Source organism: Acidovorax sp. SUPP1855, assembly GCF_030158955.1.
In the GTDB taxonomy this organism is placed as follows: domain Bacteria; phylum Pseudomonadota; class Gammaproteobacteria; order Burkholderiales; family Burkholderiaceae_C; genus Paracidovorax.
In genome coordinates this window covers 1-14,945 of record NZ_BQXI01000029.1, presented here as the reverse complement: position 1 = coordinate 14,945, position 14,945 = coordinate 1, and the positions used below count along the sequence as shown (strand labels likewise).

Genomic DNA, 14,945 nt, shown 5'->3' with positions numbered 1-14,945 from the left:
ATGCTCGCAATCCATGAACGACGACCTTTCGCTGCACCAGCGCCGCCGCCTGCCGTCCCAGGTGGAGCTGGACGGCATTCCCTGGCTGGCGCTGCTGTCCGCGCCCGAGCGCGAGCGCGCCGTGGCCGCGCTGCTGGTGGGCGATGCGAAGGTGGGCGACTACGTGTGCCGTGTGGGCCGGCCGGTGACCTACTGGTTCGGCGTGGTGGAGGGGCTGCTCAAGATGAGCACCGACAACGCCCAGGGCCAGACGATGACCTTCACCGGCGTGCCCCCGGGCGGGTGGTTCGGCGAGGGCACGGCGGTCAAGCGCGAGCCCTACCGCTACAACATCCAGGCGCTGCGCAAGAGCGTGGTGGCGGGCCTGCCCATCGACACCTTCCACTGGCTGCTGGACCACTCCATCGGCTTCAACCGGTTCGTGATGAACCAGCTCAACGAGCGGCTGGGCCAGTTCATCGCCGCGCGCGAGATCGACCGGCTGGGCAACCCCGACGTGCGCGTGGCGCGCAGCCTGGCGGCGCTGTTCAACCCGGTGCTCTACCCCGGCGTGCGCGAGGTGCTGCGCATCACGCAGCAGGAGCTGGCGTACCTGGTGGGGCTGTCGCGCCAGCGCGTGAACGAGGCGCTGGCCGAGCTGCAGGCGCAGGGCGCGATCTGCGTGGAATACGGCGGGCTGCGGGTGCTGGACCTGCCCGCGCTGCGCGAGAGCGTGTTCGCCGCGCAGGCCGAGGCGCCCGTGCGGCGCGCCGTCCGCGCGCCGGAGGCCCCGGATGCCCAGGCGGTCATGCGCGGCTGACGGGCGCTGCCAGCTCGGGGGTGCGCGTCAGGCGGAAGGTGCCCACCATGTCCGTGAGCCGGCCGGCCTGGTCCTTGAGGCTGCCGGCTGCCGCGCTGCTTTCTTCCACCAGCGCGGCGTTCTGCTGCGTCATGGTCTCCAGCGCGCCCACCGACTGGCTCACTTCGGCGATGCGGTCGCTCTGCTCGCGGGCCGATGCGGTGATCTCGGCCATGATGCCCGACACCTGCTGGACCGACTGCACCAGTTCGCCGATGGTGGCGCCCGCGTGGCCCACCAACGTGGTGCCTTCCTGCACCTGATTGGCGCTGGCCAGGATCAGTGCCTTGATCTCGCGCGCGGCATCGGCCGAGCGCCCCGCCAGCGCGCGCACCTCGCCGGCCACCACCGCGAAGCCGCGGCCCTGTTCGCCCGCACGCGCGGCTTCGACCGCGGCATTGAGGGCCAGGATGTTGGTCTGGAAGGCGATGCCGTCGATCACGCTGATGATGTCCGCGATCTTGCGCGAGCTGGCGCTGATCACGTCCATGGTGCGCACCACCTGCGAGACCACCTCGCCGCCGCGCTCGGCCACCTGCGATGCGGCAGCGGTCATCTGGTTGGCCTGGCGCGCGGCGTCGGCGCTTTGCTGCACGGTGTGCGTCAGGTCTTCCAGCGCGGAGGCGGCCTGCTGCAGGTTGCCCGAGGTCTGCTCGGTGCGCTGGCTCAGGTCGAGGTTGCCCGAGGCCACTTCGGAGCTGGCCAGCAGGATCGAATCCGCCGTGGTGCCGATGCCGCCCACCAGCGAGCGCAGCTGCTCCTGCATGGCGGCGATGGCGTCCAGCAGCCGGCCGGTCTCGTCCTGGATGCGCACTTCCACGCGCGAGGTGAGGTCGCCGCGCGCGATGCGTTCGGCCACCACCACCGCCCGCCCGATGGGCTGGGTGATGCTGGCCGTGGTGCGCCAGGCGATCAGCGCGCCCAGCACGATGGCCAGGGCCACCAGCCCGCCGCCGATGGCGCGGGCCCGGTTTTCCATGCGCGACGCGCCGGCCGCGGCTTCGGTGTTGAGGGTGTTCTGCAACTGCACCAGTTCGGCCAGCTTGTCGCGCCAGGCGGATTCGGCGGGGGCCACGCGCGTCATGAGCGAGAGCGTGGCGCTCACGGTGTCACCGTCGGAGATGGCCTTGAGTGCCGTGTCCAGCTCGGGCCGGGTCTTGCGGGCCAGGGCCTGGATGTCGGTCTGCAGCTGGCGTTCGGCCGGCGTGGCGCCGGAGTCGAGCAGCGTGGCCAGTTCGGTCTCCTGCGCCGCGTAGCGCTGCAGCGCCTGGCCGACGCGGCGGGTCTGCTCTTCGGCGCTCTTGGGATCGACCTCGCCGAGCATCGCGGCCGAGCGCCCCTGGATGCCGATGGCGCTCACGTTCTCCAGCATGCTGTTGACCAGCCGCATCTTGGCGGCGCTGGCGCCGGTCATCTGCTGCATCTGCTGGTTGACCTCGTTCAGCGAGGCGTGCGCCACGAAGGCCACCGCGATGAGCAGCGCCAGCATGCAGCCGAACCCCAGGAAAAGACGGCGGGAGATGGAGAGGGTCTTGAAGAACGAAGCGGTCTGCATGGTGTTTTCCGTGGCCGATGGCCTTTGAACGAAATGCACAGCAAAAGCAGTGCCAGTGATCGGTGCGCGGCGCCGTCCGGGCCATGGCCGGCATCGCAATGGATGTTACATATGAAAGACCCACCGCAGAGTATCTGCCTCTAAAGTGCCGGGAGGACGGCGCACTTGTATGAATTGATTTAATCGCTCATATCTTATTAAATGCATCGTTCCGATGCTATTTTTTTGGTAGCGTAGCGCCGTGCCATTTTTGCGCATTCCACTTTGGCGCCCTTCGATCCGCCGTGGACTTGTTACATTTTTTGGAAGGAACCGGCCCCATGATCCGACTTCGCTCGCCCATGCCCCGGGGCATGGTTGCCGTGCTCTGGGCACTGGCATGGCCGGCGATGGCCGCGGAGGTCCAGGTGACCGTGCAGGACGGCTCCGGCAAGCCGCTGCTGGGCGCGATCGTGTTCCTGGATTCGCCGGAGGCGCACAAGCTGGTGCGACCCATGGCCCAGCAGGACATGGGGCAGCTCAAGCGCCGCTTCGTGCCCGAGGTGCTGGCCGTGACGGTGGGCACCGAGGTGCGGTTTCCGAACCGGGACAACGTGCGCCACCATGTGTATTCGTTCTCGCCGGCCAAGAAATTCGAGCTGCAGCTCTACTCCGGCACGCCGGCCAACCCCGTGCTCTTCGACAAGCCCGGGGTCGTGGTGCTCGGCTGCAACATCCACGACCAGATGGTGGCCTGGATCCTCGTGCTGGAGACACCGTATTTTTCGCAAAGCGCCGCGCCGTTCGGCATCGCGCGCATCGAGAAGGTGCCCGCGGGCAACTACACGCTGCGCGTGTGGCACTCGGGCCTGCCGGTGGGCGCCGCGGCCTACGCGCAGCCGCTCACGGTGGCGGAAGGCGGGGCGCCGGTGGTCGTGCGGCTGGCGGGGGTGACGCCTTGAACCTGCGCGCACTGCACCGCAGCCTGATCCTTCGGCTGGTCGGAATTTCCCTGCTGCTGCTGCTGATCGTTCAGGCGGCGGGGTTCGCCGTGGTGCAGACCTTCATTGTGCGCAACGCCCGTGCGCAGATCGAGCGCAGCCTGGACGTGGACGAACGCGTCTGGCGCTGGCTGCTGGCGCAGAACGCCGTGCGGCTGCAAGAGGCCTCGGCCCTGCTGGCGGCCGACTACGGCTTTCGCTCCGCCGTGAATTCGGGCGATTCGGCGACCATCCAGTCGGTGCTGGAGAACCACGGCGCGCGCATCGGCGCCGCGATGACGGCGCTGCTGGACACCCGCATGCACCTGCAGTCCACCAGCCCCTCGCGCACCGCGGCCGACTACCAGAGCGCGGTGGACCAGGCCGTGCCCGCGCTGGTGGCGCAGCCGCAGGGCAGCCAGATCGCCGTGGTGCACGGCATTCCGTACCAGTTCGTGATGGTGCCCATGCGGGCGCCGCTGCTGGTGGGCTGGGTGCTGATGGGTTTTCCGGTCAACGAGACGCTGGTGTCCGAGATGCAGCAGCTGCTGTCGGTGGACGTGGCCATCCAGGTGCGCGACGCCACGGGTGCCGTGGCCGTGCCGGTGAGCACCCTGCCGGACCGCGCGCTGGCCGATCTGCGCGACTTCCGCATGGGCGGGGAGCAGGTCCTCGGCGGCGAGACGCTGCTGGTGCGGCCCGTGCGCCTGGACAGCGGCACCACCAGCGCCCGCGCGCTGCTGCTGCGCTCGCTCGACGACGTGGTGGCGCCCTACCGCCAGCTGCAGGCCCTGCTGGGGGTGATCACCGTGGCCGGCCTGGTGCTCTTCGCGCTGGGCAGCGCCTTCATGGCACGCCGCGTGACGATGCCGCTGCGCTCGCTGGTCTCGGCCACGCACCGCCTGTCCCAGGGCGACTACGACGCCCCCATCGAGCACACGCGCCGCCATGACGAGATCGGCAACCTCGCCCGTTCGTTCGACCGCATGCGGCTGGACATCGCCGGTCAGCAGGGCGAGATCCTGCGGCTGGCCGACACCGACCGGCTGACCGGCGTGCCCAACCGGGAGCGCTTTCGCCGCGCCATCATGGAGGCCATCGGGCCCGGCAACGGCCAGCGCCCCGTGGCCGTGCTCGCGCTGGATCTTGACCGCTTCAAGCACGTGAACGGCGTGCTGGGCTACGCGCTGGGCGACCGGCTGCTGCAGGCCGTGGCCGAGCGCATCAGCGGGCAGACGCGATCGCCGCAGGCCGTGATCGCCCGCCTGGGCGGCAACGAGTTCGCCATGCTGATGCCCGGCGCCGACGAAGCGGCCGCGCGCGACATGGCCCAGCGCATCCTGCGCGCCTTCGAGACGCCCATGGCCTTCGGCGACCGCACGGTGGATCTGAGCGCGGGCATCGGCATCGCCTGCTGGCCCGGTGCGGCGCACGATGCCGACACCCTGCTCAGCCACGCCGAAATCGCCATGTACGCGGCCAAGCTGCGGCTCAGCGGGGCGCTGCTGTACGAACCGTCGATGGATTCCTCCAGCGCCGTCTCGCTCTCGCTGCTGACCGAGCTGCGCCGCGCGGTGGACCGCAACGAACTGCGCCTGTTCCTGCAGCCCAAGGTGACGCTGACCGGCCAGCCGGGCCATGCGGCCGAGGCCCTGGTGCGCTGGCAGCACCCCGAGCGCGGCATGGTGCCGCCGCTGCAGTTCATTCCCTTTGCCGAGCAGACCGGCTTCGTGCGGCAGCTCACGCTGTGGATGTTCGAGCAGGCGGTGATCTTCCTGGCGCAGCCGCGCGTGCAGCCCTTGGCGCTGCGCATCTCGATCAACCTGTCCACGCGCGACCTGCTCGACCCTGAACTGAGCAACCGCCTGGGCGCGCTGCTGGCGCGTCACGGCGTGAGCGCCGAGTCGTTCTGCCTGGAGATCACCGAGAGCGCCATCATGGACGAGCCCCTGCGGGCCGAGGCCATGCTCAATCTTCTGTCCGAGCAGGGCTTCAAGCTGTCCATCGACGACTTCGGCACGGGCTATTCGTCGCTGGCCTACCTCAAGCGGCTGCCGGTGGACGAGTTGAAGATCGACAAGTCCTTCGTCATCGGCATGGCCTCCGACGACGGCGACGAGCAGATCGTGCGCTCCACCATCGACCTAGCGCACAACCTGGGCCTGAGCGTGGTGGCCGAAGGGGTGGAGACCGTGTCCATTCTGGAGCGCCTGCGGGCCCTGCATTGCGACGATGCGCAGGGCTACTACATCAGCCGGCCGCTGCCCATGGACGACTTTCTCGCCTGGCACGCTTCGGCCGCCGAGCGAAAATAGCGCCCATGTCCGATTCGCCGCCCCGTCGCCGCCTCTCCCTTCCCCCCGCCGCCCCCGCCAAGGTGGCGCCGCCTGCGACCACCGCACCCTCCGCACGCCGGGCACCGGCCACCGCGCAGCCCGCCGCCCGGGCGAATGCCGGCCCCGCCGCCCGGCCGTTCAACGGCCCGAATGCCGGCGCCAACAACGCATCGCCGCGTCCCGCTGTCCGTCCTGCCGCGGCCCAAGCCCCGTCCCGGCCCGAGCCTTGGCAGGGCCGGTCGCCGGACCGCGCACCGCAGGCGGCCGCCCGGCGCGGGCCTGCCGCTGCGCCCCCGGCGGGCGAGGGCGGCACCTCGCGCCTGAACAAGCGCATGGCCGAGCTGGGCCTGTGCTCGCGCCGCGAGGCCGACGACTGGATCGCGCAGGGCTGGGTCAAGGTCAACGGCGAAGTCGCGCCGATGGGGCTGCAGGTGCTGCCCACCGACCGCATCGAGGTCGAGCGCGTGGCGCAGGGCTTTCAGGAGCAGAAGGTCACCATCCTCATGCACAAGCCCATGGGCTACGTGAGCGGCCAGGCCGAGGACGGGCACACGCCCGCCGTCGCCCTCATCAACCCGCGCACGCACTGGCGCGAAGACCCGAGCCGCATGCGCTTTTCGCCGCCGCAGCTGCGGGGCCTGGCACCCTGCGGGCGGCTGGACATCGATTCCGTCGGCCTGCTCGTGCTCACGCAGGACGGCCGCGTGGCGCGCCAGCTCATCGGCGAGGACTCCGATGTCGAGAAGGAATACCTCGTGCGCGTGCAGTACGGCGACGTGGCGCTGAACGTGCAGGACGCCTTTCCCGCCGACCAGCTGGCCCGCCTGTGCCATGGCCTGGCCCTGGACGGCCAGCCGCTCAAGCCCGCCCGCGTGGACTGGCAGAACCCCGAGCAGCTGCGCTTCGTGCTCAAGGAAGGCAAGAAGCGCCAGATCCGCCGCATGTGCGAACTGGTGGGCCTGAAGGTGGTGGGCTTGAAGCGCATCCGCATCGGTCGCATCACCCTGGGCAACCTGCCTGTGGGGCAGTGGCGCTACCTGGGGGCGCACGAGAAGTTCTGACGCCGGGCGCGGGGCATGCCGCCGCGGACGTCCGTGGCAGGATTTTGGGCGATTTTGCCTTCATGCCCTAGTGAATCATGCCTTGATTGCTATTGAATTAATAGCAATCTCCTTGTGCAGGTCCTATCGGGGCACCGGCGCGCTCAGGGCACGGCGCCCCCGGCGGTGCCGATCACGCCGACGCCCGCCTGCCGACGCACCGAGCGGGCCGTCTCGGCGGCGGATTGCGGCGCGATCAGCCAGGCCCGCCACGCACCGCCCTGGGCAACCTGCCCGTGGGGCAGTGGCGCTACCAGGGAGCGCACAAGAAGTTCTGAGGCAGCGCAGGCGATGGGCGCGGGCGGCATCGCAATGACCCAGTAACTGGGCTTCTCTGTCCTGCCTCTCGTTCAAGGGCCTGGACAGGACTTCGGAAATGCCTGCACCGCGGATGTCGGCGCAATGCCGAAATCCTCGTTCGGCAAGCGCTGGAAGGCGGACCATTGCGGCGCCTTGAGCGTGACGGCGCCCTGCGTGCATACGGCATCGATGCGTGCCGGCTCGGTGCTGCAATCGACCGAGGAGAAGATGCAGCGTTGCCCGGTGGTGATGCCCAAAGCCGGTAAATCGCGCACCGCTATGAGCATGTAGCTGTTGTCCTGGTTGGCGCGCAATGGGCTTGAGCGGAGGGTTTTACCCAGGAAAAGGGAAGCGGGTATGGCCACGGTGAGCAAAGACAAAATGGCCAGGGCGGCGAAAGGGCGCCTGCCCTGGCGGGCTTGGCGCCGCATCAGGGCATGGCCGATGCCTAGGAAGGCGATCCAGGCACCGGCAATGGCGCCGACCAAGGCCGAAATGTTGCAGCCTCCATCGCAGTCGCCAGCTTGGAACGTCCTGACGAAGAAGAAGCCTCCCGCCAAGCAGGAAAGAAAGGCCGCGCAGACCAGCGCCAGAAGGTGGGCAATGGATCGTCGCATCATGCCAAGGCCCAGAAAAGGACCGCGCGGGAGTTTTCAAGGTTGGAATACACCGAAGGGATGCGGGCGATTCCCAGCGTGAACCGCGTGAAGTTCTGCCACGAAGGGGTGAGCCGGTCCATGTTCCAGAGGTCGATGTGATCGCCCGTGGGCGATTTTTCTCCTTCGCGCATCCAGTAGTCTTTAAAGAACACAATGCCTCTGCGTGCGGCAAGGGTTTTGTGAAAGCCTTTGCCGGCCAATTGAATAGACGTGGGGCAGTTGGCGAAAGGCTTTGTATTCAACCAGTCTGCCAACTCTTGTGCCCTGAGCGCCATGCCATTTCCTCGGATGCCAAACTCACAACGCGGCCCCTTGAAGCTCTTGAAACTGACTCCCGACTTTTCAAGAGCCATTCCCACTCGAATGGCGCATTGATTGTCATACGCCTTCTTTCGATTGGCAGGGTTGACGCATGGATCGCTGCTGGGGTAATTGCTCCAAAGCGCGTCAAAGCCGACGCTGACCTTTTCTGATGGTTTGTCCTGAATTGCCATTGGCACTGACCCCTTGATGCGCTTTACGCTGTTGAAAACTCGTCTCTTCCGATGGGTTCGCCGCAGCCGGCAAGCCATCATGCTCTGGGCGCGCATGATAGACATTGAAAAGAGACTGCGGCCCATCGCCGCCATCGCCCTCCGAGAGGGCATGCTGCCGACCCCAGCCCAAGCATTTGCGCGAGCGAGCGATACGCATTGCAGACCTTGATAATGCATGCCCCGTCCCTAGATGGCGGGACATCCCTCTTTTTGTGAATGACCCCGACCTCCCAATCCACACCATGAGCAAACAGACCCATTCCTTCCAGGCCGAAGTGGCGCAACTGCTGCACCTGGTCACGCATTCGCTGTACTCCAACCAGGAAATCTTCCTGCGCGAGCTGATCTCCAATGCGTCCGACGCCTGCGACAAGCTGCGTTTCGAAGCCCTGAACAACAACGCCCTGTACGAAGACGCGCCCCACCTCGAAGTGCGCGTGGCCTTCGACAAGGACGCCAAGACGCTCACCATCACCGACAACGGCATCGGCATGAGCCAGCAGGAGGCCATCGACCACCTGGGCACCATCGCCAAGAGCGGCACCAAGGACTTCATGGGCAAGCTCTCGGGCGACCAGAAGGCCACCGCGTCCGAACAGGGCCAGTTGATCGGGCAGTTCGGCGTGGGCTTTTATTCCGGCTTCATCGTGGCCGACAAGATCACCGTGGAATCGCGCCGGGCCGGCCTGCCCGCCGAGCAGGGCGTGCGCTGGATCAGCGGCGGCACGGGCGACTTCGAGGTCGAGACCATCACCCGCCCCGAGCGCGGCACCAGCATCATCCTGCACCTGCGCGACGACGCCGAAGAGTTCCTGAACGCCTGGAAGATCAAGTCCATCATCGGCAAGTATTCCGACCACATCAGCCTGCCCATCCTGATGGAAAAGGAAGAGTGGAAAGAGGGCGAGCTGATCAATCCCGGTGACGAAAACGGCGGCCGCCAGCCCGGCGGCATGGTCAAGACCGGCGAGTGGGAAACCGTCAACAAGGCCAGCGCCCTGTGGACCCGCCCCAAGAAGGACATCACGGAAGAGCAGTACCAGGACTTCTACAAGGCCATCAGCCACGACCACGAGAACCCGCTCACCTGGAGCCACAACCGCGTGGAGGGCAACACCGAGTACACGCAACTGCTGTACGTGCCCGCCAAGGCCCCGTTCGACCTGTGGAACCGCGACAAGAAGGCCGGCGTGAAGCTGTACGTCAAGCGCGTGTTCATCATGGACGACGCCGAGGCGCTGATGCCCACCTACCTGCGCTTCGTGAAGGGCGTGATCGACTCCAGCGACCTGCCGCTCAACGTGAGCCGCGAGCTGCTGCAGGAAAGCCGCGACGTGCGCGCCATCCGCGAAGGCTCCACCAAGCGCGTGCTCGGCATGCTGGAAGACCTGGCCAAGCACGACAAGCACACCGCCGGTGAAGAAGGCGCCGACGGCGTGACCGATGTGGTCAGCGACGAGGACAAGGCCAAGGAAGGCAAGTACACGGCGTTCTACGCCGAGTTCGGCGCCGTGCTCAAGGAAGGCCTGGGCGAGGACTTCGGCAACCGCGAGCGCCTGGCCAAGCTGCTGCGCTTCGCCTCCACGCAAAGCGATGCGGTCACCGTCTCGTTCGCCGACTACAAGGCGCGCATGAAGGAAGGCCAGGACGCCATCTACTACATCACCGCCGACACGCTGGCCGCCGCCAAGAACAGCCCGCAGCTCGAAGTCTTCAAGAAAAAGGGCATCGAGGTGCTCCTGATGACCGACCGCGTGGACGAGTGGGCGCTGAACTACCTGCAGGACTTCGACGGCACGCCGCTGCAGTCCGTGGCCAAGGGTGCGGTCGATCTGGGCAAGCTGCAGGACGAGGCCGAGAAGAAGGCCGCCGAGGAAGCCGCCGAGGCCTTCAAGCCGCTGCTGGCCAAGCTCAAGGAAGCCCTCAAGGACAAGGCCGACGACGTGCGCGCCACCACCCGCCTGGTCGATTCGCCCGCTTGCCTGGTCGTGCAGGACGACGGCATGAGCACCCAGCTGGCGCGCATGCTCAAGCAGGCCGGCCAGCAGGCGCCCGAGTCCAAGCCCGTGCTGGAGGTGAACCCCGATCACGCCCTGGTCAAGAAGCTGGACGGCAGCGTGCACTTCCACGACCTGGCGCACATCCTGTTCGACCAGGCGCTGCTGGCCGAAGGCGGCCTGCCCGAGGACCCCGCCGCCTATGTGAAGCGCGTGAACGCGTTGCTGGCCTGATCGGCCTCCAGCGCATGATTCACTAGGGCGTATTGCTATTAAATAAGTAGCAAACAAAAGCCCGGTCTTCTTGGGAGGCCGGGCTTTTTGCATGGCGGCGGGCCTGCTGGCCGATAATGCGCCCGTCTGAAACGCCACCCCTTCGAGGCCGCCGCCATGCTGCGCTTTTTCCTGCTCTTCCTGACCCTGCAGTTGACGATGTTCGGCATCAACATGCTGGGCTGGGTGCAGCAGCACCTGGTGCTGCCGTGGACGGCGCTGCTGGCGCGCATCTGCGCCGGGTTGGTCACCTGGTTCGACAGCTCGGCCGCCGCCTCGGGCAAGGTGCTGTGGAACCAGGCCACGGGCTTCGGCGTCTCCATCGAGGCGGGTTGCAACGGCATCGAGGCGTGCATCGTGCTGTTCGCCGCCGTCATGGCGTTCCCGTCCACCTGGCGGCACAAGCTGGTCGGCCTGGTCGCCGGCTTCGTGGCCGTGCAGGCCATGAACATCGTGCGGGTGGTCAGCCTGTTCTACCTGGGGCAGTGGAACACCGCCATCTTCAACTTCGCCCACGAATACCTCTGGCAGGCGCTCATCATGGTGGACGTGCTCATCGTCTGGCTGCTGTGGGTGCGGGCCGGCAGCCGGGGCGGCGCGGGCGCCCCGCCGAACGAGCCGCCGGCGGCACCGCCCTCGGCGCCGTCCACCTCCCCTGCGGCCGTGCCGGCGTGATCCGCGGCACCGCATGCGCCGCGCCGCCAGCCTGAAAATCTTCGTCCTCGGCCTGTTCGCCGGGGTGGTGCTGCTCACCCTGCTGTGGATCCGGGTCTCGCCCTGGACCTCGTATCCCGTGGGCATGGTGGCCGGCGCGGTCCTGGAGCACGCCGCCCCCGGCTGGGTGCGCGAGACGCGGCTGCGGCCCGGGGCGTTCGAGGTCGATACCTCGGTGGCGGTCGCCACGCCGCAGACCGGCAACCGCCTGGTCGAGATCACCGTCGAATCCGACCCCGGCCGCTATGCCTACGGCCTGCCCATCTTCCTCGCCCTGCTGCTGTCTGCGCGCGGCCCGGGGCGCACCTGGCGCGCGCTGGCCGGCTTCGCGCTGCTCGTGCCGCTGCAGGCCTTCAGCCTGGTGATGCACCTGCTCATGCAGGTGGTGCTGACGGCGCAGCTCGACGTGCGCGTGCTCAAGGTCGCCCAGTGGCAACTGGAAGCCCTGGTGTACGGCTACCAGGTGGGCGTGCTGGTGCTGCCCACGCTCGCGCCCATGGTGCTGTGGCTGTGGCTGGACCGGCAGTTCGTCAACGAGGTGGTGATCGAGGCCTGGCGCCGCTCTCTGCCGGCCGCGCGCGCCGCTGCGCCCGTGCCGGCTGCAGCGGCGGTGGTGGTATCGCCCGAGCCTGCCGCGGGCGTGGTGGCCGAGCCTGCGGACGCCATCCCTGAGCCGGTCCCCCACGTGCCGCCCGGGCTGGGCGGCAAGGTCTCGGCCAGCGCCGCCGCCACGCTGCCTGTGCGCAAAAAACCACGCTGAAGCGCGCGGCGGTCGCGCGGACACGCGCAGGCCACCGGGGCCTGACAGAATGCCGCCGCATGCTGTTGCTCCTCTCCCATTTCTTGCGTGGCTTCGGGCCCCGGCGCGTGCTGCAGGCCGCGCTGGGTGGCACCGCGGCCGTCCTCGCTGCCCAGGCCCTGGCCGCCCCGTCCGGGGATGCCGGCGGCAACCCGGCGGACGGTGACCCGCCCCCCTGGGCCCTGCATGCGCAGACCACCTACGTCTGGCAGCACAAGCCTTCTTTCGACGCGCCCTACACCGGCCGCAACAGCCTGGTGCCCACGGCCGAGCGCTCGTATTCCTTCACCGCCACCGCCGACCTCGGGCTGCGCCCCTGGAGCGGCGCGCAGATCCACTTCAACCCCGAGGCCGGGCAGGGCGTGCCGCTATCGCACCTGTCGGGCGCGGGCGGGCTCTCCAACGGCGAGCTGGCCCGCACCTCGGGCGCGCAGATCAAGGCCTACCGCGCGCGCCTGTTCCTGCTGCAGCGCTGGGACGCGGGCGGCGACACCGAACGCATCGAGCCCGACTTCAACGAACTGGGCGGCAGCGCCAGCGCGCGCCGGTGGACCCTGGTGGCCGGCAACATCTCGCTGCTGGACTACTTCGACAACAACCCCTACGCCAAGGACCCGCGCGAGCAGTTCTTCAACTGGTCCTTTCTGACGCCCGGCGCCTGGGACTACGCGGCCGATGCGCGCGGCTACACCTGGGCCGGCATCCTCGAATACCGCACGCCGCAGTGGGCCGTGCGCGGCGGCCGCGCCCTGCAGCCGCGCGAATCCAACGGCCAGCCGCTGGACCGCTCGTGGACCAAGCACTACGGCGACCAGATCGAGGCCGAATCCGACCTGCCGGTGGCCCTGCCCGCCGGCCCGCTGCGCGGGCGCGTGCTGCTATTCCGCAACCGCGCCGTCATGGGGGCGTTCGCCGATGCGCTGACCGCGTCCCGGGCCGTTGGCGGCACGCCGGACGTCGGCGCCGTGCGCCGCCTGCAGACCAAGACCGGCTGGGCCCTGACCCTGGAGGCCCCGCTGGCGGAAGACGCCGGCGTTTTCGTGCGCGCCAGCCGCAGCAGCGGCCGCCAGGAAACGTATGCCTTCGCCGAGATCGACCGCCAACTGTCCTTCGGCGGCCAGATCGGCGGCGCCGCCTGGGGCCGCGCCGCCGACCGCGTGGGCGCTGCCTTGGCGGTCAACGGGTTGTCGGCCGACCACCGTAACTACCTCGCAGCCGGGGGGCTGGGGGCGTTCCTGGGCGACGGGGCGCTGCGCTATGGCAACGAGCGGGTGTGGGAGGCGTATTACCGGTTCACGTTCGCCCCGGTGCCCATGCCGGGCGGGCCGCTGCAGTCCGCCGTGTCGCTGGGGGTACAGCACATCGTGCACCCGGGCTACAACCGCGACCGGGGGCCGGTGGATGTGGTGTCGGTGCGGGTGCATGCGGAGTTTTGATCAATCAAATACTGGGTTCAGCAAAAGTCCAACGCTCAGTGCGTTGGCGAGGATTGAGTAGCAAAGCCATTTGCTTAAAAGTTAAGATGCAGTGGCGTCAGCGTGCTCTTCAATCAGTGCATGAATTGATATTCTTATCCACAAGTTAAAGCACCGGTATTAATCGCTGTCGGCTATGAACGATCAGCATAGAAAGGGTGGGGAAATGCAGCATTCAATCAATTTAAAGCTTCGGAAGTTGCCATTTTTTTTCTACGGCATCACTGGCTTAATTCGCTTTTTCCTGTTGGTGTTGTGCTTTTGCGGTGGTTCCGTCAATGGCGTTTTGGCGCAAACTGCCATCGCGCCATCGGTACCTGCCTCCCATGCTGGCGCTCTCCAGATGCCGTCACGGTCAACGGTCTTATCCGGTCTCGTTTCATCGAATGCGCAGCGGTCTTCGCTGGCTGCTGATGCTTCTTCCCAATCTTGCGTTCCCTCTGCGGCCTATCAATCGTTCAAGGCGCAATGCGATGCGTTCGGTGCTCAGCGCATCGTCGACATGGCTGCCTGCCACGCGGCGGTATCTCCCGAATGGTGCGGATCCATTGGTGTGTTGGCGGAGGTGCGTGAAGAGCCCACCCGATTGATTTGCTTTTGGGATGGCGCGTTGCCGCCAGTGGTGGGTGGGGCATATACATCGGGCATTCCTTACACGCTGCCGTGCAGCCCCGTCTATGCCATCAGCCTAATGGTGATGAATGCCGTGGAGCCAGGCAAGGGCATACCTGTGTATGCCACCGTCACTCATAACGGTCAGCCCGCCGCTGGAATCTCAATTACTGCTGTCGAATCCCCGACACCCTTGGGGGGCAGCTTGAGCTGCCCAAATGCCACGGATTCCAATGGCGCGGCCACATGCAGCTACCAAAGCCCAGCCAAGGGATCTACGTCAGTGCGTAGGGATCAGGTCGCTGCCACTTGCGCTGACTGCCAAAACACCGCTCGAACCGGCGTTACTTTGCTGGGACTCAATATTTGTCCAGCACCAGGTTCGCCTGGAGCTTCTGCTGATGGAGGTACGGTTGGCAACCCCATCCGTCCCGCCACCGGCGAGAAGAGTCAGTTCGAGGCCGACTATATTGATCAGGGGCAGTATCCTCTCAGCGTCATTCGCAACTATCGCACCGCGTTTGGCGAGAATGGTCTCGCAGCAAGTTGGGACTGGGCCGGTAGTGCACGCATTGCTGGAGACGCATTGGTCTCCCATGTGCTTTTCGATGGCGGCCAAGTTCGCAGTTTCCTCTACGAGTCCGTCGGCTCCACAGGCAGCTACGGCTGTGACCCGTCCTGGAATAGGTTGACACCTATGCGGGACTGAACCCTAGCCGTAATTGGCTTGCAAGAGACGCCCGGTGCACCGCATCGGGCGTTTTGTATTCTAGGGACAGGTGGGGCCGCTGC

At 67.2% G+C, this 14,945-nt stretch carries 13 protein-coding genes; 9 read left to right on the top strand and 4 right to left on the bottom strand.

The features are described 5' to 3' along the window. Positions 1-13 precede the first annotated feature (13 nt). Complete coding sequence (locus tag AVMA1855_RS20770; protein WP_272567060.1) at positions 14-799, top strand: Crp/Fnr family transcriptional regulator; 786 nt, start codon at positions 14-16, stop codon at positions 797-799. Here the strand turns inward: AVMA1855_RS20770 and AVMA1855_RS20765 are convergent. Beyond that, the gene (locus AVMA1855_RS20765; RefSeq protein WP_284427164.1) at positions 786-2,393 is read right to left on the bottom strand and encodes a methyl-accepting chemotaxis protein; all 1,608 of its coding nucleotides are present in this window, start codon (positions 2,391-2,393) and stop codon (positions 786-788) included. The two genes, AVMA1855_RS20770 and AVMA1855_RS20765, sit on opposite strands and share 14 nt — an antisense overlap. 341 nt (positions 2,394-2,734) lie before the next feature. Here AVMA1855_RS20765 and AVMA1855_RS20760 point away from each other — a divergent pair, with 341 nt between their 5' ends. The 3 genes from AVMA1855_RS20760 to AVMA1855_RS20750 all read left to right on the top strand — a co-directional run bounded on the left by AVMA1855_RS20760 (position 2,735) and on the right by AVMA1855_RS20750 (position 6,749). Then, positions 2,735-3,334 carry a methylamine utilization protein gene (locus AVMA1855_RS20760; protein ID WP_502870357.1) on the top strand — a complete coding sequence of 200 codons (600 nt, stop codon included), beginning with the start codon at positions 2,735-2,737 and terminating at the stop codon, positions 3,332-3,334. After that, positions 3,331-5,667, top strand: coding sequence for a putative bifunctional diguanylate cyclase/phosphodiesterase (locus tag AVMA1855_RS20755; protein WP_284427162.1), 2,337 nt, complete (start codon positions 3,331-3,333; stop codon positions 5,665-5,667). The genes AVMA1855_RS20760 and AVMA1855_RS20755 overlap by 4 nt, the downstream gene beginning before the upstream one ends. 353 nt (positions 5,668-6,020) lie before the next feature. Then, a complete protein-coding gene (locus AVMA1855_RS20750) occupies positions 6,021-6,749 on the top strand; it encodes a pseudouridine synthase (RefSeq protein ID WP_502870356.1) in 729 nt (242 codons plus the stop codon). A 143-nt stretch (positions 6,750-6,892) separates the two neighbouring features. Here the strand turns inward: AVMA1855_RS20750 and AVMA1855_RS20745 are convergent, their stop codons facing one another. The 3 genes from AVMA1855_RS20745 to AVMA1855_RS20735 all read right to left on the bottom strand — a co-directional run bounded on the left by AVMA1855_RS20745 (position 6,893) and on the right by AVMA1855_RS20735 (position 8,460). After that, positions 6,893-7,054 carry a hypothetical protein gene (locus AVMA1855_RS20745; protein ID WP_284427161.1) on the bottom strand — a complete coding sequence of 54 codons (162 nt, stop codon included), beginning with the start codon at positions 7,052-7,054 and terminating at the stop codon, positions 6,893-6,895. Between the two features lie 84 nt (positions 7,055-7,138). Continuing rightward, positions 7,139-7,708, bottom strand: coding sequence for a hypothetical protein (locus AVMA1855_RS20740; protein WP_284427160.1), 570 nt, complete (start codon positions 7,706-7,708; stop codon positions 7,139-7,141). Further along, entirely contained in the window at positions 7,705-8,460 is a 756-nt protein-coding gene (locus tag AVMA1855_RS20735) for a type VI secretion system amidase effector protein Tae4 (RefSeq protein ID WP_284427159.1), read from the bottom strand. The genes AVMA1855_RS20740 and AVMA1855_RS20735 overlap by 4 nt, the downstream gene beginning before the upstream one ends. A gap of 65 nt (positions 8,461-8,525) precedes the next feature. Between AVMA1855_RS20735 and htpG the strand changes: the two genes are divergently transcribed. The 5 genes from htpG to AVMA1855_RS20710 all read left to right on the top strand — a co-directional run bounded on the left by htpG (position 8,526) and on the right by AVMA1855_RS20710 (position 14,862). Further along, positions 8,526-10,514 (top strand): molecular chaperone HtpG, encoded by a 1,989-nt coding sequence (gene htpG / locus AVMA1855_RS20730; protein ID WP_272567069.1) that lies wholly within the window; start codon positions 8,526-8,528, stop codon positions 10,512-10,514. 156 nt (positions 10,515-10,670) lie between these two features. Next, positions 10,671-11,228, top strand: coding sequence for an exosortase H (gene xrtH / locus AVMA1855_RS20725; protein WP_272567070.1), 558 nt, complete (start codon positions 10,671-10,673; stop codon positions 11,226-11,228). A gap of 13 nt (positions 11,229-11,241) precedes the next feature. Next, on the top strand, positions 11,242-12,027 hold the full coding sequence (locus AVMA1855_RS20720; protein WP_284427158.1) for an exosortase H-associated membrane protein: 786 nt from the start codon (positions 11,242-11,244) through the stop codon (positions 12,025-12,027). A 59-nt stretch (positions 12,028-12,086) separates the two neighbouring features. Further along, positions 12,087-13,502, top strand: coding sequence for a carbohydrate porin (locus AVMA1855_RS20715; RefSeq protein WP_284427157.1), 1,416 nt, complete (start codon positions 12,087-12,089; stop codon positions 13,500-13,502). 175 nt (positions 13,503-13,677) lie between these two features. Further along, positions 13,678-14,862, top strand: a complete 1,185-nt coding sequence (locus tag AVMA1855_RS20710; RefSeq protein WP_284427156.1) for a hypothetical protein — start codon at positions 13,678-13,680, stop codon at positions 14,860-14,862. Positions 14,863-14,945: the final 83 nt, after the last annotated feature.

Coding starts and splice junctions, on each gene's coding strand:
- AVMA1855_RS20770 (WP_272567060.1), top strand. CDS start 14: ATGAACGACGACCTTTCGCTGCACCAGCGCCGCCGCCTGCCGTCCCAG.
- AVMA1855_RS20765 (WP_284427164.1), bottom strand. CDS start 2,393: ATGCAGACCGCTTCGTTCTTCAAGACCCTCTCCATCTCCCGCCGTCTT.
- AVMA1855_RS20760 (WP_502870357.1), top strand. CDS start 2,735: ATGCCCCGGGGCATGGTTGCCGTGCTCTGGGCACTGGCATGGCCGGCG.
- AVMA1855_RS20750 (WP_502870356.1), top strand. CDS start 6,021: ATGGCCGAGCTGGGCCTGTGCTCGCGCCGCGAGGCCGACGACTGGATC.
- AVMA1855_RS20740 (WP_284427160.1), bottom strand. CDS start 7,708: ATGATGCGACGATCCATTGCCCACCTTCTGGCGCTGGTCTGCGCGGCC.
- AVMA1855_RS20735 (WP_284427159.1), bottom strand. CDS start 8,460: ATGCATTATCAAGGTCTGCAATGCGTATCGCTCGCTCGCGCAAATGCT.
- htpG (WP_272567069.1), top strand. CDS start 8,526: ATGAGCAAACAGACCCATTCCTTCCAGGCCGAAGTGGCGCAACTGCTG.
- xrtH (WP_272567070.1), top strand. CDS start 10,671: ATGCTGCGCTTTTTCCTGCTCTTCCTGACCCTGCAGTTGACGATGTTC.
- AVMA1855_RS20720 (WP_284427158.1), top strand. CDS start 11,242: ATGCGCCGCGCCGCCAGCCTGAAAATCTTCGTCCTCGGCCTGTTCGCC.
- AVMA1855_RS20715 (WP_284427157.1), top strand. CDS start 12,087: ATGCTGTTGCTCCTCTCCCATTTCTTGCGTGGCTTCGGGCCCCGGCGC.
- AVMA1855_RS20710 (WP_284427156.1), top strand. CDS start 13,678: ATGAACGATCAGCATAGAAAGGGTGGGGAAATGCAGCATTCAATCAAT.